This window comes from Paenibacillus sp. FSL H8-0457 (assembly GCF_038051935.1).
Taxonomy (GTDB): Bacteria; Bacillota; Bacilli; order Paenibacillales; family Paenibacillaceae; genus Paenibacillus_AQ; species Paenibacillus_AQ lautus_A.
This window is the reverse complement of the sequence record NZ_CP150293.1, coordinates 5,412,819-5,435,727: the sequence shown is the minus strand read 5'-3', so window position 1 is coordinate 5,435,727 and position 22,909 is coordinate 5,412,819. Positions and strand designations below refer to the sequence as shown.

General features: G+C 52.8%; 16 protein-coding genes. 14 read left to right on the top strand and 2 right to left on the bottom strand.

The window, feature by feature from the left end; all coding sequences use genetic code 11:
* Window positions 1–4 precede the first annotated feature (4 nt).
* From MHI43_RS24230 to MHI43_RS24175, 12 genes are all read left to right on the top strand, one after another.
* Complete coding sequence (locus MHI43_RS24230; protein WP_015736857.1) at window positions 5–1,747, top strand: sugar-binding domain-containing protein; 1,743 nt, start codon at window positions 5–7, stop codon at window positions 1,745–1,747.
* A gap of 86 nt (window positions 1,748–1,833) precedes the next feature.
* Entirely contained in the window at window positions 1,834–3,231 is a 1,398-nt protein-coding gene (locus MHI43_RS24225; RefSeq protein WP_015736856.1) for a family 43 glycosylhydrolase, read from the top strand.
* Between the two features lie 241 nt (window positions 3,232–3,472).
* A complete protein-coding gene (locus MHI43_RS24220) occupies window positions 3,473–4,420 on the top strand; it encodes an ArsR family transcriptional regulator (protein ID WP_015736855.1) in 948 nt (315 codons plus the stop codon).
* Window positions 4,421–4,896: 476 nt separating this feature from the next.
* Window positions 4,897–8,028 (top strand): S-layer homology domain-containing protein, encoded by a 3,132-nt coding sequence (locus MHI43_RS24215; RefSeq protein WP_036660045.1) that lies wholly within the window; start codon window positions 4,897–4,899, stop codon window positions 8,026–8,028.
* A gap of 246 nt (window positions 8,029–8,274) precedes the next feature.
* Window positions 8,275–9,306 (top strand): tetracycline efflux ABC transporter Tet(58) subunit A, encoded by a 1,032-nt coding sequence (tetA(58), locus tag MHI43_RS24210; RefSeq protein ID WP_015736852.1) that lies wholly within the window; start codon window positions 8,275–8,277, stop codon window positions 9,304–9,306.
* A complete protein-coding gene (tetB(58), locus tag MHI43_RS24205) occupies window positions 9,303–10,118 on the top strand; it encodes a tetracycline efflux ABC transporter Tet(58) subunit B (protein ID WP_015736851.1) in 816 nt (271 codons plus the stop codon). The genes tetA(58) and tetB(58) overlap by 4 nt, the downstream gene beginning before the upstream one ends.
* A gap of 440 nt (window positions 10,119–10,558) precedes the next feature.
* A complete protein-coding gene (gene tyrS / locus MHI43_RS24200) occupies window positions 10,559–11,818 on the top strand; it encodes a tyrosine--tRNA ligase (protein ID WP_015736850.1) in 1,260 nt (419 codons plus the stop codon).
* 301 nt (window positions 11,819–12,119) lie between these two features.
* On the top strand, window positions 12,120–13,220 hold the full coding sequence (locus tag MHI43_RS24195; protein WP_015736849.1) for a nitronate monooxygenase family protein: 1,101 nt from the start codon (window positions 12,120–12,122) through the stop codon (window positions 13,218–13,220).
* A 422-nt stretch (window positions 13,221–13,642) separates the two neighbouring features.
* Window positions 13,643–16,351, top strand: coding sequence for a LuxR C-terminal-related transcriptional regulator (locus tag MHI43_RS24190; protein WP_036660047.1), 2,709 nt, complete (start codon window positions 13,643–13,645; stop codon window positions 16,349–16,351).
* Window positions 16,352–16,463: 112 nt separating this feature from the next.
* Entirely contained in the window at window positions 16,464–17,384 is a 921-nt protein-coding gene (locus MHI43_RS24185) for an NAD(P)-dependent alcohol dehydrogenase (RefSeq protein WP_015736847.1), read from the top strand.
* A 407-nt stretch (window positions 17,385–17,791) separates the two neighbouring features.
* A complete protein-coding gene (locus tag MHI43_RS24180; protein ID WP_015736846.1) occupies window positions 17,792–18,760 on the top strand; it encodes a YafY family protein in 969 nt (322 codons plus the stop codon).
* Between the two features lie 79 nt (window positions 18,761–18,839).
* Window positions 18,840–19,460 (top strand): SRPBCC domain-containing protein, encoded by a 621-nt coding sequence (locus MHI43_RS24175; protein WP_015736845.1) that lies wholly within the window; start codon window positions 18,840–18,842, stop codon window positions 19,458–19,460.
* A gap of 160 nt (window positions 19,461–19,620) precedes the next feature.
* On the opposite strand, the gene MHI43_RS24170 is transcribed toward MHI43_RS24175, so the two are convergent.
* Together MHI43_RS24170 and MHI43_RS24165 are read right to left on the bottom strand one after the other, a co-directional pair.
* A complete protein-coding gene (locus tag MHI43_RS24170) occupies window positions 19,621–19,815 on the bottom strand; it encodes a hypothetical protein (protein WP_036660049.1) in 195 nt (64 codons plus the stop codon).
* 30 nt (window positions 19,816–19,845) lie between these two features.
* The gene (locus MHI43_RS24165; RefSeq protein ID WP_036660050.1) at window positions 19,846–20,493 is read right to left on the bottom strand and encodes a transcriptional regulator; all 648 of its coding nucleotides are present in this window, start codon (window positions 20,491–20,493) and stop codon (window positions 19,846–19,848) included.
* 728 nt (window positions 20,494–21,221) lie between these two features.
* Here MHI43_RS24165 and MHI43_RS24160 point away from each other — a divergent pair.
* Both MHI43_RS24160 and MHI43_RS24155 read left to right on the top strand, forming a co-directional pair.
* Window positions 21,222–21,404, top strand: a complete 183-nt coding sequence (locus MHI43_RS24160; RefSeq protein ID WP_009591018.1) for a GapA-binding peptide SR1P — start codon at window positions 21,222–21,224, stop codon at window positions 21,402–21,404.
* A 349-nt stretch (window positions 21,405–21,753) separates the two neighbouring features.
* Entirely contained in the window at window positions 21,754–22,608 is an 855-nt protein-coding gene (locus MHI43_RS24155; RefSeq protein ID WP_036660051.1) for an NAD(P)-dependent oxidoreductase, read from the top strand.
* The last annotated feature ends 301 nt before the right edge of the window (window positions 22,609–22,909 follow it).

Here is a 22,909-nt window from a genome sequence, read left to right as displayed (position 1 = left end):
CGACATGACTCAATTAACACTACCGCGTCCCGAATACCCTCGCCCGCAATGGGTAAGGCCGCAATGGATCAATCTGAACGGTTCATGGCAATTCGAAATCGACCATGGCCGGAGCGGGAAGGAGCGCGGACTCCATGAACCGGGACATGAGCTGTCCGGAACGATCACCGTTCCATTCTGTCCCGAAAGCAAGCTGTCCGGCGTTGAGTATAAGGATTTCATGGCAGCGGTCTGGTATAAGCGGGAGTTCGAGGTCCCCAAGGATTGGAATGGCAGAATTCTGCTTCACTTCGGGGCGGTGGATTATGAAACCGAAGTCTGGGTAAACGGAGTATCCGTAGGAACGCATCGCGGGGGATATACGCCTTTCAGTTTTGATATCACATCGCATGTGAAGCCGGGCGAGAATATCCTTACCGTCTGCGCGGAAGACGATGTCCGTTCCGGACGCCAGCCGCGCGGAAAGCAAAGCGGACGCTTCTATTCGCATGGCTGCGATTACACCCGTACGACGGGGATTTGGCAAACAGTATGGCTGGAGCAAGTGCCGCAGGCTTATATGTCCGATATGAAGCTGGTGGGTGACCCGGATAATGGCTGTGCCCACCTCGAGATTAAAATCGACGGGAACGCAGCAGGCCATAAACTGACCGCATCCGCCTTGTATGAGGGGAATGCGGTAGGGAATGCAAGTGCTGTCGTATCCGGGCCGTCCGTCAAACTCACCATTCCACTGTCGGAGGTCCATTTGTGGGAAACGGGCCAGGCGAGGCTGTACGATCTGGAATTATCCCTGCAAGGAGATGGCCAGCCGAGCGATACGGTCCAATCATATTTCGGCCTCCGAACCGTCATGCTGGACGGCATGGCTTTCCGCATCAACGGCAAATCCGTATTTCAGCGCCTTGTGCTGGACCAAGGCTTCTATCCGGATGGAGTCTATACGGCTCCAAGCGATGAGGATCTCCGCAAAGACATCGAAATTTCCATGGGACTGGGCTTTAACGGCGCCAGGCTTCACGAGAAGATATTTGAACCGCGCTTTCTGTATTGGGCGGACCGGTTAGGGTATCTGGTATGGGGGGAGCATGCGAATTGGGGGCTGGACATTACCACTTCCGAGGGATTGTCCCATTTCCTGCCCGAATGGCTCGAAGGCATGGAACGCGATTTCAATCATCCGGCCCTCATCGGCTGGTGCCCGTTCAACGAGACGTGGGACCGGGACGGCGCCAAGCAAAATAACGATGTGCTGCGCATTGTATACGAGGTCACGAAGAAAATGGACCCGACGCGCCCCGTGATTGATACGAGCGGCAACTTCCATGTGGTGACCGATATTTTCGATATCCACGATTATGACCAAAATCCGGAGACGTTCAAGCAGCGATATGAGCCGATGAAGAACGGTGGAGAGGTATACAACAGCTTCCCGAATCGGCAGCAGTATGGCGGCCAGCCTTATTTTATCAGCGAATACGGCGGCATTTGGTGGAATCCGGACCAAAAAGACGAGAAGTCTTGGGGTTACGGCGACAGGCCGACATCCGAAGAAGCGTTTCTGGAGCGTTATGCGGGCTTAACGAACGTGCTGCTGGACCATCCCATGATGTTCGGGTTCTGTTATACCCAATTGTACGACGTGGAGCAAGAAGTGAACGGATTGTACACCTATGACAGACGATCGAAATTCGATCCTGAAGTGATCCGCCGCATTAACGTCCGCAAAGCCGCAATAGAGGATTAAGGCCCATTATGACCGGTATCTTGAAGTAGGCTTGTACCATGTTTGGTGTATGATTGCACATTATCCGAAAGGAACGTGACGAAAGGATGAAGGTGAATTACCGGAATAAATTGTTGCTCACGATATGCGCATTTCTTATTCTTCCGATGGGTCAGGCGACGCATGCGGCCACACTTCAGAACAACTTTTATAACGTGGTCATGCAGGATGGAGCGGATCCTTGGGTGTATAAACACACGGACGGCTTTTACTACTTCACGAAAACGACCGGAGGCAACGTGACGATATGGAAGTCCACCCAGCTTACCACGGTGGACGCGGCTCCGACGAGGGTCGTGGAAACGGGCTGCTGCGGGATCTGGGCACCCGAATTGCATTACATCAATGGCGCCTGGTACATCTACTATGCCAAGGATGACGGGGATAACGTCAACCACCGCATGTATGTCATGGAGAACACGTCGGCGGACCCGACGCAGGGAACCTGGCAGTACAAAGGCCAGATAACGGACCCGACAAACAAATGGGCGATTGACGGCACGGTGCTGCAGGTTAACGGTCAGCTGTATTTTATCTGGTCCGGCTGGGAAGGGGACACCAATGTGCGGCAGAATCTGTACATCGCCCATATGAGCAACCCTTGGACGATTGATTCAAGCCGCGTCGAAATCGCGAGGCCTACGCACAGCTGGGAAACGAATCATTCCCCGCATGTTAACGAAGGGCCTCAGGTGATTGTACGCGGCGGCGTCATCAGCCTGGTGTACTCGGCAAGCGGAAGCTGGACCAATGATTATTGCCTCGGCCTGATCACGGCAAGCACAACCAGCGATTTGCTGAATCCGGCTTCATGGACCAAGCGCAGCCAGCCGATATTCAAGTCCGGCAACGGTCTGTACGGACCTGGCCACCATTCGTTTACCAAGTCACCCGACGGTACGGAGGACTGGATGCTATACCATGTCGCCAAGTATAACAACGCGGGATGGAACCGTGAGGTCCGAGCGCAGAAATTCACATGGCACGCCGACCATACGCCGAACCTCGGCGTGCCGGCGAATCCGAATGCTCCGATAGCGCTGCCTTCCGGCGAAGCGGCCCACACCCGTTATGAAGGTGAGGAGGGAACGTTCGGCGGCGTCGCCTATGCATCCCAAAGCCCTAACGGCTCGGGAGGCATGAAAGCGGGGCATATCGATACGCCGGAGAGCTACGTGGAATTTTCGGTGCATGCCCCGTCCGCAGGCGACTACATTTTGCTGGCCCGCACGGCGAACGGAACGGCCGGAGGGAATTGGTCCCATCTTATGCTCAGCGTGAATGGCGGAACGGCCAACAAGTTCCATATTACGAATAAAGGGTGGGAGAACTGGGGACTGTCCACGGCGCGGATTCAGTTAAAGGCCGGCGTGAACACGATACGTTTTTCAAAAGGCGAAGGATACGGAGAAATCGACTTCTTCGACATCAAGCCGGCGAATTAGGACCAGCGGATGGCTTAGTCAACCGAAAAATGAAGTGCTGCAAGCTCGATCATGGATGGCTTCCGGTTCTCCCGGAAGCCATTTCTGGCTAGGAAGGGACTGGTTTTCTACATCCGACTATACGATGCCTTATAGGAAGAGGCAGGAAAATAGCTTGTGTAAGCCTTTTCAGTGTGATTGTTTTTCATTTCATTAAGAAGTAAAATTATTGTAATGAATATGTTTAAAGGAGAGCGGATTAGTGCTGGAACTTGGTTTTAACGACCCGGAAAGACTGGTCACGGTAGCTCATGCCTTGTCAACGCGTTCCCGAGTGGATATCCTGAGACTCTTGAATTCCAAGAACCTGAATATCATCGAAATCGCCGAGAAACTCAAACTTCCCGTTTCGACGGTTGCGAGCAATATCAAAGTGCTGGAAGCGGCCGAGTTAATCAATACGGAATTGCTTCCGGCTTCGCGAGGAGCAATGAAGGTGTGCAGCCGTAATTATGATGATGTTCATTTTGCGTTGAATTTAAAAAATTCGGTTCCTAAGGGAGTCACGCATGTCTATGAAGTCGATATGCCGATCGGCCATTACAGCGATTGCGAAGTAGCGCCTACTTGTGGAATGGCGAATGCGGACGGATACATCATTAAGGAAGACGAGCCGGCCAGCTTCTACCATCCCAAGCACGTGAATGCCCAGATCATCTGGCTTCGCAAGGGATACCTGGAATACTTGATGCCGATGGATATTCCGGCCGGAGCGCGAATCGAATCGCTTGAACTGTCCATGGAGATGTGTTCGGAGGCCCCGAATTATGACCAAAACTGGCCTTCGAACATTTCGGTGTGGGTCAATGGCGTGGAGATCGGCATGTGGACAAGCCCCGGCGATTTCGGGGATCGCCGCGGCAAGCTGAACCCGAACTGGTGGTACGATTGGGCAACGCAATACGGGTTTCTCAAAACATGGCGCGTGGATGATGAGAAGACGACGCTGGATATGGAGAAGATATCGAGCGTTACTTTGGATCAGCTGAATATTGCCGCAAGCCCCAAACTGCGGCTGCGCATCGGCATCAAGCCCGATGCCGTGAATCAGGGAGGGCTGAATCTGTTCGGCCGCCAGTTTGGCGATCACGAACAGAATATCATCATGCAGGTGAAATATACGATGGATCAGGATGAGGAAGAGCTTTGATTCCATGGCCGCAGGGTCAGTTGTCACCATGAAATTCATAAATGGCAGTGCAGAGTTTTTATCTGCACTGCCATTTTTTTTAGCTGCTCCTCGCTTAATGTTCATTTCACACCCGCTCGCCATTCATACTCTGACATGTTTAGCTGCTTATAACAGGAGACTGTTCCAACATTTCGGTTTGAAGCAGCCGATTATGGAGTTGTGGCCGAGCAATCCGGGTTCCATGGTCACGATATGCTCCTGCTTATAATTTGAGACAAAAATGAAACATCGCCAATTTTTTAATATATTACACTAGTTATTGGAGCAATACTCCTCAGCATCTGCAAGTGAAAAGCCTTTAATCATACGGAGAGATGGAAAATGGCTGACAGGTGTCTCGTAAACATACCCGAACATACCAAGCAATTTACTATAGGGTAGAGTTCATGAAACACGTAATTAGTCCCGTACGTCTCGGGGGAGGAAAGAACAAAATGAACAACAAACGACAACGGAAGCATAGCTTTTTGGTTTTCGTATTGACGGCAGTATTGATGTGGTTCGGTATGCCGCCTGTCTATGGAGTATCGGCAGAAGGCCCCGTAGGTCCGGTATCTTTAACCGAAGATTATGGAAATGTGACTTTGCCTTCTAATGAAGGAGAAGTCGCGAAGGAGGAAGAGGACGGATCTGACGAATCTCTCTCAGCCGGAAAGGAAGAGGAGGTGGCTGGGCCGGATGACGGCACCAAGCAAACAAAGACAGCGGATATCGGGGCGTTCGGCATATTTGCAGGCGGAGACGGCTCACTGGAGTTTCCCTACTTAATCGAGACAGCTGAGCAGTTGTACGCTGTCCGAAATAACCTTGAGGCCCATTACCTTTTGGCTCATGATATTAATCTGTCAGGCTATGCTTTGGTAGGTGGCTGGGAACCAATCGGGATTGATTCGGCCAGATTCAGTGGGACATTCGACGGGCAGGGGCATCGCATTACCGGTTTGGGGATAGGTGCTCATTATTGGAGCCCCTTGGGTTTGTTTGGTTTTGTCGGTGACAGCGGAATTATTGAAAATGTCATTCTTGAAGACGTGAGGATAGGCGTAGGAAGTTATTATCACCAGAGTTCAGGCGGGGCTGCTGGAATTAACTACGGCACGATCCGAGAAGTGTATGTGACGGGAGCTGTAGAAGGATCCCATTATTCCGGCGGTTTGGCAGGAATGAACTACGGCCTGATTGACGGCTCCTCTTTCTCAGGGACGGTAGCAGGTTTAGTCGGCGTTGGTGGTCTGGCAGGAGAGAATGACGGTGAAATGAGCAGATCCTATGCTTCGGCGCAGGTCTCTGGAGATGATAACGTTGGAGGCCTTGCAGGACGCAACGACGGCCGGATTCATTCATCATATGCCGCGGGAACCGTGAATGGACGACAGGTCTCCGGCGGTTTGGTTGGCGTTAATTTGGACAGGGGCATGATTAGCGACACTTACTTTTCCGGAACCATATCAGGAGCAGGCTACGGTATCGGAGGGCTGGTTGGGATCAGCCATGGCTCGGTGGATTCGTCCTATTGGAATACGAGTGCATATAATTCGGCCCCTCCTGACAACGGGATCGGAACGCCGGTGCCCGGGGACGAAATGAAGCAGTATGAGATATATGATCATTGGGATTTTGAGGATACCTGGTACCTGTATAACGGGCAGACGCTGCCGTTTCTGCAATGGGAGGATCCGTTTGAAAGAACAGTTGTCACGATGGATTCCCAAGCGTTGGATGTTGGGGACAGTACTCAAATGGTAGTGACCGCTAATCATCAAAAACAGTCGTCGTTTATTGCAACGAATAACGCAGATTATGCTGTCAGCGAGGGAGAATCTATTGTTGATGTTGATCAAGAGGGACAGGTTACAGCGAAAGCTCCAGGGAAAGCGGTGATTAGCGTCTCGTTGCACGGCGAAACCACCCGGATTGAAGTAACTGTTCATCCGTATATGATAACAGGCGTCATGGAGCCTAATGCGTTAACTGTCGCTAACGGAACGCCCGTCGATGAAATAGGCTTGCCGGGTACGGTCCAAGTGACGTTGAGCCCGGGTCAATTGAGGAAATCTGCTGAGGTGGAATGGAGCTTCGCAGATGAGAATCATCCTTATCAGGCTGCAATCCCAGGCATCTATGTCTTCACGGGCAGTTTGGTGAATTTAACGGAAGATATGGCGAATCCGGATCGTATGAAGACAACGATCCATGTAACGGTGGGGCAAAGGTTTATCGTCAAGGTGAACGATATTCCAGCTATCCGGGTAAGCCACGGTACTAAAAAATCCTCCATTCCTCTTCCTGAGCAGGTAGAGGTTAGATTAAGTCATGGCGGTACTGCCAAGGCAAATGTGACTTGGGACCATGAAGAACCGGCGTATAATGGCGGGCAAGCAGGTGACTACATTTTCAAGGGCTCCTTGGAGTTGTCGGAGGGCGTTATCAACCCGGACCAATTACGTGCAGTTGTTCATGTCACCGTTCTTGAAAAAAGCGGGGATGGAGGTTCAAGCGGAAGTAACGACTCCGGGGTGAGCGGCGGGACAGATGAACTGCCGGACAACACATGCGTAAACGGAACGGAAGGAAAAACGATTCCATTTCCTATTGGTAGGATCATTATACCGAAGAGTGCTTGGAACGCGGGGTTTTGTCTCAACTTTAAGGTTATCCAGGACACTGGCGGGCTACCATTACCTGAAACCGATCGGTTTGTCGGCCAAGTGATCGAAATTACGAAGAATTGGACTGGAGCTTTTCACAAAGAGGTCACCCTCAACTTACAATTTGGAACCGATGCCGTCAACCATGAAGAGGATGCCGTGAGTCTTTATTGGCTCAACGAAAAATCGAGCGAATGGATCGAACTAAAGAACATCATAGTGGATTGGGACCAGGGGACCGTGACCGGGTCAATCGATCATTTGGCCAAATTTGCGGTGATTGCTACAACGGTTAAAAAAGAAGCCGATGTCAACCCTGAGAGAGAGTTCACCGATCTTGAGGGCCATTGGGCTAAGGACATGATTAACCAGTTGGCTCGAATCGGCTTCATTCGTGGTTATTTGGACGGCTCCTTTAAACCTGAACGTCCCATTAGCAGAGCGGAATTTGTATCCCTGCTCGTTCATTCCCTCAGCATGGAGGAGAGAAGCGGACATGTTTTCCCCGATACGTATGGCCATTGGGCACAAGATATGATTGCGACAGCCCAAGCCTACGGGATCATCGAGGGATATACGGCAACGTACTTCGGAGTGAATGATCCGATTACACGTGAGCAGATGGCCGTAATGGTTATGCGATGGGCGGGATTATCCGCAGTGGAAGGAACGCCGGCATTTATGGATCAGGATAGCGTTTCCTCATGGGCCCGTGAAGCGACGGCGGCAATGTCGGAGCAGGGAGTCATGACAGGCTATCCAGATGGCAGTTTTCTTCCTAAGAAAAAAGTAACCCGTGCTGAGGCCGTGGTCCTTCTCCTCCGAGCTATGGAATTGAAAAGGCCCGTACGAGACGACCGTGTTATGAACTCGGGTGAGTTGGATGAACAGACGGCCGCTGCAAGTAAAGGACATTGAGATCAAGCAGAATTTTTAAAATACCCCGGATCGCGCGAAGAGCGTTGAACGACGGGGTATTTTTATTGTCTGCGATTCCAACCAATCAACTAACTAAGCCCGCTTGTCGTGAAACGGGTTTGAAGCAATTCATATATTCCGCCAAAGTTTGTTGCAGACAGCCTATTCTTTCCCCGGTTTACATTCCGTTTAAATAGCGGTGATACGATTCAAACATCATCCATTAGCGAAGAGGAGGAAATCATAATGGAGCATGGATACAAAAAGAAAATAGAGCCAAACCCTGGTGACTTGGCCGTTGAGGCTTACGGGCTGGTCAAAACGTTCGGCGATAACCGCGCCGTGGACGGCGTGGATTTGAACGTACGCACCGGAACGATCTACGGTGTGCTTGGTCCGAATGGGGCAGGCAAGACGACCACCATCCGGATGCTGGCGACCTTGCTAAGACCGGATGCGGGTTCGGCCCGAATCTTCGGGCACGATGTGCAATCGGAATCGCAGATCGTCCGTCAGTTGATCGGGGTAACCGGCCAATATGCGTCGGTGGACGAATCGCTCAGCGCTACGGAGAATCTGATCATCTTCTCCCGCTTGTTGGGGCTGGGACGCACGGAGGCACGGCGCAAGGCGGATGAGCTGCTTGAGGAATTCGGTTTGTCGGAAGCCGCGAAGCGTCCGCTCAAAAATTTCTCCGGCGGCATGCGGAGAAGACTGGATCTGGCGGCAAGTCTCATTGCCCAGCCGCCGCTTATCTTCCTGGATGAACCGACGACAGGGCTTGACCCGCGCACGCGTTCCCAGATGTGGGATACGATCCGCCGTTTGGTGAAGACCGGTTCAACGGTGCTGCTGACCACGCAGTATCTGGAGGAGGCGGACCAACTGGCAGACCGGATCGCCGTTATTGATTACGGACGGGTTGTGGCCGAGGGGACGGCCGATGAACTGAAGATGTCGGTAGGCACTTCCTCACTGCATTTGACTGTCCAGGATTCACGGGACATGGATCGCGCCCGCCATACCGTGGAACAGGTGCTGGGCGTCCATGCCAATGTATCGCCGGAAGCCGGAAAGATAACGGCGCCGATGGCTAATGCGGGCCTTGTTACAGACCTGTTGATCGAACTGCGCACGGCAGGAATCGGTTTATCCGAGATGAGCGTGCAGAAGCCGACCCTGGATGAGGTGTTCCTGACGATCACCGGCCACGGCGTGAAGGAAGACGCCCCCCAAGGGGCTTATGAATCCAATGATAGAGAGGTGGCACGGATATGAGCAGCACCATGATTCAGCCTGGGACGGAACGTCGACTCAAAAATCGCACGAGTTTCGGTCAGACGGTCCGAAATTCATTGACAATGGCCTACCGCGGGCTGCTGAAGCTTCGGCGCACGCCCGAGCAGTTGTTTGACGTCACGTTTCAACCCATTATTTTCACGCTGATGTTCACCTATATTTTTGGCGGCGCCATCTCCGGCGACGTGGCGAGTTATTTGCCCGTCATCATTCCCGGCATCCTTGTCCAGACCGTCATTACGACCTCCGTCGTCACAGGCGTGCAGCTGCGCGAGGATATGGATAAAGGCGTATTCGACCGGTTCAAATCGCTGCCGATTGCGCGCATCGCACCGCTGGCAGGTGCCCTGCTGGCAGATACGATTCGTTATACCATTGCAACGGTGCTTACCTTTACGATGGGATACATTATGGGATATCGGCCCGAGGGCGGCTTGGGATATGTTGCTCTTGCGGGGTTGGTCGTCATTTTGTGCTCATGGGCCATTAGCTGGATCTTTGCTTTCTGCGGCGTGATTGCAAGATCCGCCTCCGGCGTGCAGGGGATATCGATGATCGTGCTGTTTCCGCTCACGTTTCTCTCCAATGCGTTCGTGCCGGTGGATACGATGCCGGGCTGGCTGCAGTGGTTCGTGAACATCAACCCGATATCGCATCTGGTGACGGCTGTCCGGGATCTAACGAACGCCGGAACCGTGGGCTGGGATCTGACGATATCCTTGGTCGGCGCCGCGGTCATCGTGGCGATCTTTGCTCCGATCACGGTTCGTGCATACATGCGCCGCACCTGATATCCTGGGACTCCTCCCGCGATATTTACCCATGCTGCCGGGGGAAGCAGGACATCCGTCCAAAACGGAGTTGACATCGATTTATTAATTCACTATACTGTCTGTAATCTTATAAGCGACATACGTTGAAAGAGCCCAGTAGCAGCTTGGTCCCTGTTCTAGAAAGCCGGGGGGCGATGGAACCCGGTACAAACCAACGCAGCGAATTACACTCTGGAGTATCTCGGGTAATGCCGAGCGGAAACGGCGAACGATACCTCGTCTAATGAGCGGCATGAATGGCGCGCGGCAAGCGTTGCAGACCATTCGTGCAATCTGGGTGGTAACACGGTTATTAATCGTCCCTATGTCTGTAACAGACAAGGGGCGATTTTTTGTTTTTTCAACAGATGGGCGTTTCGTTATAAGGAAAAATTATGTATTGAAGGAGTGTTAACGCTGTGAATATTATCGACGAACTGGAATGGCGCGATGCGATCAACCAACAGACGGATGCCGAAGGCCTCCGGGAGCTTACGAATGAAAAGTCGATTTCGCTGTACTGCGGCGTGGATCCTACGGGCGACAGCATGCATATCGGTCACCTGATTCCCTTCATCATGCTCAAACGCTTCCAGCTTGCCGGCCATCGACCGGTCATTCTGATCGGGGGCGCAACCGGCACCATCGGGGATCCAAGCGGACGTCAAACCGAGCGCTCCCTGCAGACGCTGGAGCAGGTTCAAGCTAACGTGGACGCGCTGACCGGACAAATGAAAAAGCTCTTCGTGACGGAGGGCGACAATCAAATCCGCATGGTCAACAATTACGACTGGACGCATAAGATCAACATTATCGAATTCCTGCGCGATTACGGGAAGAACTTCAGCATCAACTCGATGCTGGCGAAGGACGTGGTTGCGAGCCGGCTTGACAGCGGGATTTCGTTTACGGAATTCTCATACCAAATCCTGCAGTCGGTCGATTACCTGCATCTGTACCAGCATGAGGACGTGCAGCTGCAAATCGGCGGATCGGACCAATGGGGCAACATTACAAGCGGACTGGATTTGATCCGGAAGAAGGAAGGACCCGAAGCCAAAGCCTTTGGCCTGACCATACCGCTCATGCTGAAGGCCGACGGCACGAAGTTCGGCAAAACGGCCGGCGGCGCGATCTGGCTTGACCCGAACAAAACGACGCCGTTCGAGTTCTACCAGTTCTGGGCGAACACCGACGACCGCGACGTCGTCAAATACTTGAAATACTTCACCTTCCTGACCAAGGAACAAATTGACGAGCTGGCCGAAAAGGTGCAGAGCGAGCCGCATAAACGCGAAGCGCAAAAAACGCTGGCCGAGGAAATGACGAGATTCGTGCACGGCGAGGAGATGCTGGAGCAGGCCAAGCGCATCACGGCGGCTCTGTTCAGCGGCGATATTAAATCGCTCACGGCCGATGAGATCGAGCAGGGCTTTAAGGAGATGCCGACATTCGAAGCAACGCCGGAAACGAAGAATATCGTCGATTGGCTAGTGGATCTGGGCATCGAGCCTTCCAAGCGTCAAGCCCGTGAGGATATCACCAAAGGCGCGATCTCGATGAACGGCGAGCGCGTCAGCGATTTGGACCACGAGGTGACTGCCGACCAGGCGATTGGCGGCCGGTTTATCATCATTCGCAAGGGCAAGAAAAACTACAGTTTGGTGAAAATGTCCTAGAAGAGTTACTATCAGGGAAAAGGGTCTCCCCGGACGAACGCACCCGCAAAAGCCGCTAAACACGTTTCATGTGCTTAGCGGCTTTCGTATGATCAGGTTAGCCAGAGTCTTCTGGTTGGCCTTTTTACTAGAGCTGCGAAAGAATAACTTCCGAGGCTTACCCTCCTGATCTCGCCAGTAAACATTTGCTATAAGCGGTCTGTCTTCGAGAGGGTTCGTCGATTGACGTTTTTCTTTTATTTGAAAGTTTCCCTCTTTTAATAGGATAATATCCTTAGCGTTAAAGGAGGTAGATGATATCATGAACATTCAACTGCAGACCGAGCTGTGCGATCGGTTTGGCATCCGCTATCCGCTTATACTGGCTGGAATGGCCGGGGGACCGACAACCGTTGAGCTGGTCGCCGCCGTATCCAACGCTGGCGGGCTCGGTACGCTGGGTGCGGCTTACATGGAGCCGGCTGCCATTCGCGATAGCATCCAGGAAATCCGCAAGCGGACGGATCAACCTTTTGCCGTCAATCTTTTTGCGTCCCGGGCCTCGGATCGCCAGGAGCGAATCGAAGATGTTCAACAGGAGTTAAACCGGATGCGCGGCGACCTTGGCATTCCCCATGCGGGGTCGGATCACGTAACAACGCCCGATTGGTTTGAGCAGCAATTCGCGGTTCTGCTAGAAGAGAAGGTGCCCGTTATCAGCACGGCATTCGGCATTCCGGATGGGCCCCTCATGCGACAAGCGAAAGAAGCTAAGCTGCTTGTGGTTGCAATGGCAACCACGGTCCGCGAAGCCATCCTGGCCGAACAAGCAGGCTGCGACGCCGTCGTTGCCCAAGGCAGCGAAGCGGGGGGACATCGAGGCACATTTGATATTTCGGATCACCCGATGGGGGCCCAAATCGGAACATTTGCTTTGGTGCCGCAGATCGTGGACCGGGTCAAGATCCCCGTCATTGCCGCCGGGGGCGTCATGGATGGACGCGGACTCGTGGCCTCGCTTGTTCTTGGCGCCCAAGCCGTTCAGATGGGTACGCGGTTTCTGACGGCGGCCGAATCGGGTGCGCATGAGGTTTACCAGCAAGCGCTGCTTCGCAGCACGGAAGAGAGCACGGTCATTACCAAAGCGTTCTCAGGGCGGCCGGCGAGAGGCATCCGCAATGCCTTCATTAAGCAATGGGATGCAAGCGGCATAGAGCCGCTGCCTTTTCCTACCCAGAATACGGTGACCCGCGATATACGAAATGCAGCCAATCGCCAAAGCAATCCGGAATATATGTCCTTATGGGCAGGGCAAGGCACAAGAGGGCTCACTTCGGGGCAATCGGCAGCAGATATCGTAGCCGAGACAATCCGGGAAGCGCTGTTGATATGTCCAAATCGTAACTCTGACGATGTGAGCTGAGAGAGGTTATGCGTCAAAACTTAAGGAATTCATCATGCAGCAGGCCGCCTAAGGAAGAACCTTTGGGTGGCCTGCCAGCCTTTTATCAGAAATCGTAAGTATCTCCGCCAAACTTGAAGGATGGCTTGATCATCATATAAAACCTTCTCACTAATTTCGATACTTCAACCGTTCAGTCGGAATCGCTGCATTACGTTGTTCTCTCTTAACGCCTATCACCTCGCCTTTGAATCGGACTCCTGTTAAAGCGCTCTAATTATAAAATCTTTCATCGCATGCCTAATCCTTCCAATCATGCTTCCGGTTCGACTGCAGCGGGCGGATGTAGCGCATAAGAGGGAAAACCCTGCATCCGTCGAACACTTAAACATAGTAAACAATAAGTTGAAAACTGCTGCAATGACGGCATATCGGGGGTTATGATGTCCACGACGATTTTGTCCACGAAATTATATATTCCTTCTCCCCGGTCCCAGGCTGTCCTTCGTCCCAGGCTGATCGAACGTTTGAACGAGGGGCTGCGTCAGCACCGGAAGATGACCATGATTTCCGCCTCTGCTGGCTGCGGCAAAACCACGCTGCTCAGCCAATGGATCGGGGGCTGCCCGCAGCCCGTCGCCTGGCTGTCATTGGATAAGGGGGACCGGGAGCCATCCAGATTTTTAACTTACCTCTTGGCTGCCCTGCAAACCATCGGGGTTGATGTCGGAGAGAGGATGGTGAGTACACTCCACGCGCCGTCACCGCATCCTCTGCCGGTCGAAGCCATCGTTATGGCCATGCTGAATCAAATCACGGCCAAGCCGGACCGTTTCATTCTCGTGCTGGATGATTACCACGTGCTTGATTCCAAACCGATAGACCGCGCCCTTGGCTTTCTCATTGAGCACATGCCGCCGCAGATGCATGTGGTTATTGCCAGCCGCAAGGATCCCGATCTGCCCGTGGCCCGGCTCCGTTCTAGGAACCAGCTGACGGAAGTGCGGACACCGGATTTGCGGTTCACCTCCACTGAAACCTCCGAATTCATGTGGCAGGTGATGGGGCTGGACCTGTCAAGGGAGGATGCGGCGCTTCTTGAATCCCGTACGGAAGGCTGGATCGCCGGCCTGCAGTTAGCGGCGCTGTCCTTGCAGGGCCATCCAGACGCTGCCAGCTTCATTCGATCCTTCAGCGGCAGTCACCATTACGTGCTGGACTATCTGATTGAAGAAGCGCTGCAGCAGCAGCCTGAGAGCGTGCAGGATTTTTTGCTGCGCACCTCCTTTCTCGACCGGATGTGCGGTTCCTTGTGCGAATACGTGCTACAGGGGGAAGCCGGCGATTCCCCGGTGACCGCCGTTTCCGGACAAGAAACCTTGGAGTACCTGGAGAGGGCCAACTTGTTTATCGTTCCGCTAGATAACGAGAGGCGCTGGTACCGGTATCATCACTTGTTCTTGGATGCGCTGCGGCAGCGTTTGTCCCGAAAGGGTGTCTCTGCGGTTGGCGGGAAGAGGGATGTGTCCGACTTGCATCGCCGTGCCAGCGACTGGCATGAACGACATGAGCTTCTGCTGGAAGCTTTCCAGCATGCGATTGCCGCGAAGGATGTGGATCGGGCCGCGCGTCTGATTGAAGGGGAGGGGATGCCCCTGGTCTTCCGTGGAGCAATCCACCCTGTGCTCGATTGGCTGGATTCCCTGCCGAAGGCGGAATTGGACGCAAGGCCCGCGCTTTATGTCATGCATGCCTCCGCTCTCCTGATGGTCGGCCAAATGAACGGCGTCGAACATAAACTTCAAGCTGCCGAGGTTCATCTGCAAGCCGGGGAGGACGGCAATATCCGGGATCTTATCGGACATATTGCCTCCATACGTGCCACGCTTGCCGTCAGCAAGCATCAGCCGGAAGTCATCATGACGGAATCGCGACGGGCCTTGGAATATTTAAGTCCGCATAATCTGCCTGTCCGCACGGCCGCGATGTGGACGCTGGGATACGCTTACCAGCTCCAGGGCGATCGTGCCGCGGCAGGGCAAGCTTATCATGAGGCCGTTGCCATCAGTCAGAAGATCGGACATTTCATGATCGCCATGATGGCAACGCTAGGACTCGGACTTCTTCAGGAAACGGATAATCAATTATATGCAGCGGCCGTGACCTATCGACGCGTTCTGGAGTTGGCGGGTGACCCTCCGCCGCCGGCAGCATGCGAAGCGCATTTGGGCCTGGCCCGAATCTGCAGTGAGTGGAACGATCTCGATGCCGCTGAACGGCATGGGCTGAAGGCCCTTCAATTAGCCGCGCAGTTTGATCAAACCGACAGAGCCGTGGCTTGCGAGGTGTTTCTAGCGAGGCTGAAGCTATCGCGAGGAGAAGTGAGGGAAGCAGCCGCCATGTTAGCTAAAGCGGATCGCCTCGGGCGTCAGCAGCAGTTCATGAGTCAGCTGCCCTTCATTGCCGAAGCTCAGGTGCTTGTCCTGCTTCAACAAGGTAATTTCGGTGAAGCCTCCCAGCTGGCGCAGGAGCATGGGCTCCGTCTCAGCCAGGCCAGAGTTTTGTTGGCTAAAGGGCACGCGGGGGCCGCCCTGGCGATCATCGAACCCTTGCGGGCGCAGATGGAAGCTAAGGAATGGGCCGACGAGCAGCTCAAGGTCATGGTTGTGCTGGCCCTGGCTCTGCATGCCCAGGGCGATAGGCTGAAAGCTGCCCGGATCGCCGCAAATGCTGTGGTGATGGCCGAGCCCGGCGGTTTTATCCGGTTATTCATCGATGAAGGGCCGCCGATGCAGGAGCTGCTCAGAGCAGCATCTGCCAGCCAACCGATACGAGAGGCAACCGGAACCCAACCGATGCATGATTATCTGGAGAAGCTGCTGCATGCTTTTGAGATGGAAGGACTGAAAAGCGCGGGCAAGTCCTCTCCAAGCCAGCTTCAGCTTGCAGAGTCTCTGATCGAGCCCCTGAGCCGGCGGGAATTGGAGGTGCTGCGTCTCATTGCCCAAGGACTTTCCAATCGCCAGATCAGCGAAAAGCTTTTTGTTGCGCTTAGTACCGTCAAAGGGCATAACCGGATCATATTCGATAAACTCCAGGCTACCCGCCGTACCGAAGCTGTTGCGCGTGCCCGCGAGTTGGGCTTGCTATAGGTGACAGCCCGGTTTGAATACCGTATTTTATTCGAAAACCATACTAAAGTATCTATATCCCGGTGCGTCTCGGCAGATATACTGATTGCAAAAGCAGGTTTGGAGGAAACCCATGAAAGCAATGGTATGCACCGCATACGGACCACCGGAGGTGTTACAGCTCCAGGAGGTAGCGAAGCCTATTCCTAAGGATCACGAAGTTCGGATCAAAATTTATGCCACTACCGTCAATTCGGGGGATTGCCGCGTGCGAGGATTTCGTAGTCCTCTATTGTATAAAATTCCCATGCGATTGGTGCTGGGTCTGAGGAAGCCAAGACAACCGATACTTGGGGTGGAGCTAGCGGGGGAAGTGGAAGCGATAGGCCAGGATGTTACACGGTTCAAGATCGGCGATCAGGTTCTGGCATTCAGGGGAATGCGATTTGGCACGTATGCGCAGTACATCTGTATGCACGAAGACGGGATGATCGTAATGAAGCCGGAGCACGTGACTTATGACGATGCGGCCGCGATCTTTTTCGGAGGGACGACGGCCCTGCATTTTTTTAGAAAAGCGAACATCCGGCAGGGGCACAAGGTTCTGATCTATGGTGCATCCGGCGCGGTGGGGAATTTAGCCGTACAGCTTGCCAAACATGCGGGAACCGTGGTTACCGGCGTTTGCAGCACCGTGAATGTAGAGCTGGTGAAGTCGCTCGGAGCCGACCAAGTCGTGGATTATACCCAAGAGGATATTTCGAAAAGCGGGGATCGGTACGACATCATTCTGGACGCGGTCGGCAAACTGCCGAAATCCCGTTGCAAGCATTTGCTTGCCGCGGGCGGGAGTTATGTAACGGTAGAAGGGCAGGGAGTAGCCAAGGTGCTGATGGAGGATTTGCGACGGCTTACGGATCTGCTTGGGGAAGGGAAGATCAAACCGGTCATCGATAGAAGGTATGCATTGGAGCAAATCGCCGAGGCACACCGATACGCGGATACAGGACGTAAGAGGGGCAGTGTTGTCATCACGGTGGGGCATGATCATTGAGGAAAGAAAAGTTGACTTCGCGATGCGCATGAAGTATGACAGCCGATGAATGAGGAAACGTCGTTATTCACGGTGCGCATGAGAGTGACAGCAGATGAAGCAGGAACCGTCGTCGTTCACGATGCGCATGAAGTATGACAGCCGATGAAGCAGGGCATCATCTTTCCGTTACATCTAGTCGACAGCTATCCAAGCATGCCCCTGACCACGTACCGTGCGCGTGGGAGTAGTGTGCACGATGTACAAAATCAGGCCGATCCTGCAGCGGGTCGGCTTTTCTCATTGGGAGCGCTGGACAACGTCAGAGCGCAGCAGCAGGAAGAATATCTCCAAACCTTCTAAGGAAGTGAGATATAATAGAACAAACGGCAAACGAAGGAATTCCAAGGGAAGGACGGCTGCACACGATGTCCAAAGCGGATAATATGCTGGCAATTCTTTGGCTGCTGAAATCGCGCAAAAGAATTTCGGCAAAACAGCTATCGGAGGAACTGGGCGTTCACATCCGAACGATTTACCGGAATATCGATGCCCTCTGCATTTCGGGAGTGCCTGTCATTTCGGAGATGGGACGCGACGGAGGGTACTCCATTCCGGATCATATCAAGCTGGAGCCCTTGTTTTTTGATGCCGATGAGCAAAAAGCGCTTCTTCATGCAGCAGCATTCGCACGGGAAGCGGGGTATCCATCCGAAGAGCCGCTGAATCGGGCCATATCCAAAATCAAACGATATACGAATCCGGAGCAGTTGAAGCGTTTGGAGCAACAGGAGAACAGCATCGAGGCCATCCATCCGCCTGCAGCTTCCGGGCTTACCTCCATACTGCATGAGATCGAAGCCGGGATCGACCGGCAAACCAGTCTCGAGATCGATTACACAACAGGCTATGATGGCGTTAAGCAGACACGGACCTTAGATCCTTATGGGCTCGTTCACTGGAAGAGCAAATGGTATGCGGTTGGCTATTGCCATCTGCGCGGTGAAATTCGCTCCTTCCGTGTCGACCGCATGGGCCAGATTCGGCCTACCGACGTCGTGTTTGACCGCCCGGCGACATTTTCCCCGCGTGAATTTTTATTGGACAGCCTGTTGACGGAGCAAGGCTCTGAATCCAATCCCCATTTGGTTTCCGTGCATATCCAAGGCATCCCCCAAGCTTTGGACGATTTATGCGGGCATTGGCTGCTCGGCCACGCGCTCGTCGAACGTACGGCGGAAGAGGCGGTATTTAGACTGGATGAGTCTACGTTGTATACGCAAGTTGCCTACTATCTTCTATCCTTCGGCGGTAAGATTCGCATCGTCGGGCCCGAGGAGCTGAAATCAGGTTTGGCCGATATTGCCGAGTCGTTATTCAAATATTATCAAAGCTGATGATAAACACTGACCTTCTTTGTCAGTGTTTGTGTTATATAATGAACTCCATCAGATCGTATCAGGAGGAGAGCGCGCGATGGTTGGCTCCATTTTTAAACAAGAAGTGATAAAGGCAACGGAACGTTCGTGGGAAGCATGGGTCGTAGCCCTTGGGCAGGAAGTGGACCCGCTCTGGTCCCATGAGCAGATCAGAAACCACATTGTCGAGCAGCATCAGGTATCCGGGGAGTGGGGCGAATGGATCGCGACGATGTACGAACAGCTGATGGGCCGGATGCCTGTCGGGGTTACGAAAGATGCCGGGGTTCAGTTCGGGGTCAGGAAAACGATGGCCGTGACGAAGGAGAGCTTGTGGGATTTCCTCACGTCTCCAGAGGGCCTGTCATTATGGATCGGAGCTGTCCCTTCTCTGGAACTGCGGGTCGGGCAGGAGTATGAGTCAAAGGAAGGCGTGTCCGGCAAAATTACGGTAGTCGTCCCTTACCATAAGCTGCGCCTGACCTGGAAACGTAAGGAGTGGGACAACCCGTCCCGGCTGCAAATCTATGTGCTGTCCACGAAAACGGGAAACACGACCATCGCGATCCATCAGGAGATGTTGGATGACGTTTATGTGCGAGAGATCATGAGGCGTTTTTGGGATGAGACGCTGATTGAGATCCAGCATCAGGTGGAGGGCAGAAGTAGTGAGGTTTGAGGACTGAGGTTCCGTTATTTTGTAGGTACGGGCTCGCGTTGGTGACCGTTGCAACTGATGAGGACCGAGGTTCCGCTATTTGGTCTTAAATGGCGAATTTTGGGTTATATGAGGACACCAGATCCGCTATTACTTAGAAAATGGCTGATAATCATGGTGTTTAGAGTAAATAGCGGATCCTGTGTCCGGAAGTTCGGATAAAGTGGCTGTTTTTTTCGAAATAACGGATCTGGTGTCCACTTAGTGCAACTAATATTCTCTCTTGGATATCTGCAATATGGCCGGTACCCAATTCACAAGCCCCCTCCTTGCTGTCCTCATATTCCCGGTTGGAATATTGCGCCTCTTCTTCCAATAAATATTATGCCCCCATCATTACTACCATTTACAAGCGGAGTTTGTAGGTACGGGCTCGTTGTTCTCCGCTTGCGATGTCCAGAATCCGGAGCTCGACCAGTTTGTGCAATATTCGTCGGGTATGCCGGTCGCTTATCCTAAGATGGGCGGCAAGCTCCAAAGGGGTTATCGGGCGCAGAAGTCGCCGGGCAAATCGCACAGCTTCAGCCTCCAGCCAGCTTAATGATGCAGGTACATCGGTTGCAACGAATCTGCCGACGAAGGATAGGATGAGCTGCTGGCACTGCTTTGGCTCTTCGACGATGGAGGGATAGGCTATGGGAAGGAATGTCCAGCCATCCAATGCCAATAAACAATGGCGGCGGCATAAATCCTTAAACCTTCTGACGTCCAGATCGCGGGCATGCGGTCCGTACCCTTGTATTTCGATGCCTCCTCTAGCATCACCTGGCATATAGGCAAGGTCCAAATAACGATAACCATTGCTGAAATCGCGTACTTCCCATTCCGGATGCAAGTCATTGAAATGACCGATCGCTGGAAACCATACGGAACGCAGAAACTCGACGGTGCCATGGCCTAGGCCTTTATTAAGGATTTCGAGCCTGCGGGGATTCTTTTCATTGAGGATATTCGTGTGTATCCAGAGCTCATATTGTTGATCGAACCGTGACATGATCAGTTACCCTCCTCAGTATAAGACGGAATGCGATTTTGCTAGAAAATAAAAAAGCCGCCCCATACAATGCAACCCCAATCCTTCATTGGGGCACTTTGCATAGAAGCGGCGTGTTCTTCACGTCCTTATGTTGGCTAGTATAACTTGTGTTTTGCGGGTTTAGCAATAGGTATTGTTCTCATGATTGAAGGGATACCGATATTCGGATCCTAATTACATCAGTCTATATCGACCATGAAAAAATGTCCCTGATGAGAAGCCGATGCAATGCTGGCTAAATCATGGGGCTTTTTTATTGGTTTCACTACACTATAAGCCGCCTTGCGGATATCAGAGGGACATTATCTTTCGGTACCTCTGTACGAGCTCATTTGTATAAAGGGGTGAGGTGAAGTATCCCAACCAGCACAAGCGATTAAAAACTCAATGACTGCGACAAATCCCCTCCACAAGGCATGATGGACACTGGGGAGACACGGAACGATAGTTTGTTTAATATGACGTCATATATAATGGAAATAACTATTTTTTTGAATATATATTGTGTATTATATATTTATGGTGTACATTAATTACAACCGATTCATATTTAACATGCTTAATTGGAGGTGAATCGAACCCAAAGAGAAGAAGCGGAAATGGAGGTTCGGTCTGTAGGTAAGCAGGAAGCACATGGCTGGGAAGTTCTGAACACAAATCTGATACCAAGAGAGGATGAGTGAAGCATGAACCATTCCGTTAAAAAGGTGAATATGGGTGTCATCCTATGCAGACATTGCAACGCTCTAATCGATACGGTGGATACGAATCGAATCGCGACCTTTTATGGCGTATGCAATCAACCGGAATGCCGGCAGCAGCGCAGCGCTACGAATGCGTCGATACGTGATGTAACAGAAGAAGAGTAAATGGACGGGAACCGGCTATTATTCTCAAGTGAACGCGCCACTTTTATGTGGTGCGTTTTTGTGTTATGCGAATACGGCGAGGATCCACCCGGCTTGGCTAAAAAGAGTTTGTAGTGCGCTTGACTCGCTTTGGCTGCTTCCGGGTTAACCGTGTTGATCATCTGCGCCGGGGATGAATTGGCACGATCTGCCCGATGAAAAGTGGCCCTTAAGGATGCTTATCCATCATGCTAAGATGGAACTGCAATTCCAATTTCCGACAGGACCAGGACCCCTTAATGTCTTTCACTCTCGAAGGGGAAGGGTTCCATTCATTTTATATCTAACAAACAGGAGGTTGTCAGTTTATATGAACATATTTGTTGCAGGCTCTACGGGAGTCATCGGCCAGCAGCTGCTTCCCAAGCTGGTGCAAGCCGGTCATAAGGTTACAGGCATGACCCGCAATAATCAGGGTAAAGGGTTGATCGAATCCTGGGGAGCAAGAGGGATCGTTGCGGATGCTTTTGACCGCGAAGGAATGATCGCCGCAATCGGGGAGATCCGGCCGGATGTCATTATCCATCAGCTTACTTCGTTAAGCCGATGGAATCTGGAGGATAATGCCAGAATTCGGATAGAGGGGACGCGTCATTTGGTGGAAGCCGCCCAAATCCATGGCGTTAAGCGAATGATTGCCCAGAGCATTGCTTGGGCGTACGAGCCGGGAGAGCATCCCGCCACCGAAGACGCCCCCCTGGATGTTCAGGCGCCTGCGCCTCGCAAGTCGACGATAGACGGTATCGTATCGCTGGAGCATGCCGTTGCCCAAATGCCGAGCCACGTCATTCTAAGGTACGGAATGTTCTACGGTCCCGGCACGTGGTACGACGCCAACGGAATCATGGCGGAAAAAGTACGAAGTCGAGCTCTGCCGGCAACGGATGGCGTTCAGTCCTTTCTCCATGTCGAGGATGCGGCGATTGCCGCTCTGCTGGCATTGGACTGGCCGTCAGGTCCGGTCAACATCGTTGACGATGAGCCTGCTGCGGGAACGGCATGGCTGCCGGTGTATGCCGATGCGCTGCAAGCACCAGCTCCAGCCTATCAAGCAGGGAGCAAGCGCGGCGAGCGCGGCGCATCCAACGCCAAAGCCCGGAAGGAGTATGGCTGGCAGCCGCTCCATCCCACGTGGCGAACCGGGCTAGCGCAATCGCTGAGGTGAAAGAGCTTAACTGCCCGCCGCCAGGCTGGCGTTTAAGAGTCGATACGCTCGGAGTATGCTATTCCCCTTTCTCGCGTTCATTTTTCTGCGTGAACAACTCCCTGATGTAACAGTTTTTTGTACATCGTGCGCACTGCTCCCTGTGCGCACGATGCGTGGTTCGGGGCATGCTTGGATGGCTGGTCGGCCATATGCCTTTCATGAAGGATCGCTATTTTCAGTAATATGCGTTTCCGTCGAATATTGCGTATTCATAGACGTTAACGGATCTCGCCTTTCTTGTGGTGATAGATCACGAAGA

What these genes read in the sequence shown, in the direction of transcription:
- MHI43_RS24230 (WP_015736857.1), top strand. Translation starts at nt 5, where the DNA reads ATGACTCAATTAACACTACCGCGTCCCGAATACCCTCGCCCGCAATGG.
- MHI43_RS24225 (WP_015736856.1), top strand. Translation starts at nt 1,834, where the DNA reads ATGAAGGTGAATTACCGGAATAAATTGTTGCTCACGATATGCGCATTT.
- MHI43_RS24215 (WP_036660045.1), top strand. Translation starts at nt 4,897, where the DNA reads ATGAACAACAAACGACAACGGAAGCATAGCTTTTTGGTTTTCGTATTG.
- MHI43_RS24195 (WP_015736849.1), top strand. Translation starts at nt 12,120, where the DNA reads ATGAACATTCAACTGCAGACCGAGCTGTGCGATCGGTTTGGCATCCGC.
- MHI43_RS24190 (WP_036660047.1), top strand. Translation starts at nt 13,643, where the DNA reads ATGTCCACGACGATTTTGTCCACGAAATTATATATTCCTTCTCCCCGG.
- MHI43_RS24185 (WP_015736847.1), top strand. Translation starts at nt 16,464, where the DNA reads ATGAAAGCAATGGTATGCACCGCATACGGACCACCGGAGGTGTTACAG.
- MHI43_RS24180 (WP_015736846.1), top strand. Translation starts at nt 17,792, where the DNA reads ATGTCCAAAGCGGATAATATGCTGGCAATTCTTTGGCTGCTGAAATCG.
- MHI43_RS24175 (WP_015736845.1), top strand. Translation starts at nt 18,840, where the DNA reads ATGGTTGGCTCCATTTTTAAACAAGAAGTGATAAAGGCAACGGAACGT.
- MHI43_RS24165 (WP_036660050.1), bottom strand. Translation starts at nt 20,493, where the DNA reads ATGTCACGGTTCGATCAACAATATGAGCTCTGGATACACACGAATATC.
- MHI43_RS24160 (WP_009591018.1), top strand. Translation starts at nt 21,222, where the DNA reads ATGAACCATTCCGTTAAAAAGGTGAATATGGGTGTCATCCTATGCAGA.
- MHI43_RS24155 (WP_036660051.1), top strand. Translation starts at nt 21,754, where the DNA reads ATGAACATATTTGTTGCAGGCTCTACGGGAGTCATCGGCCAGCAGCTG.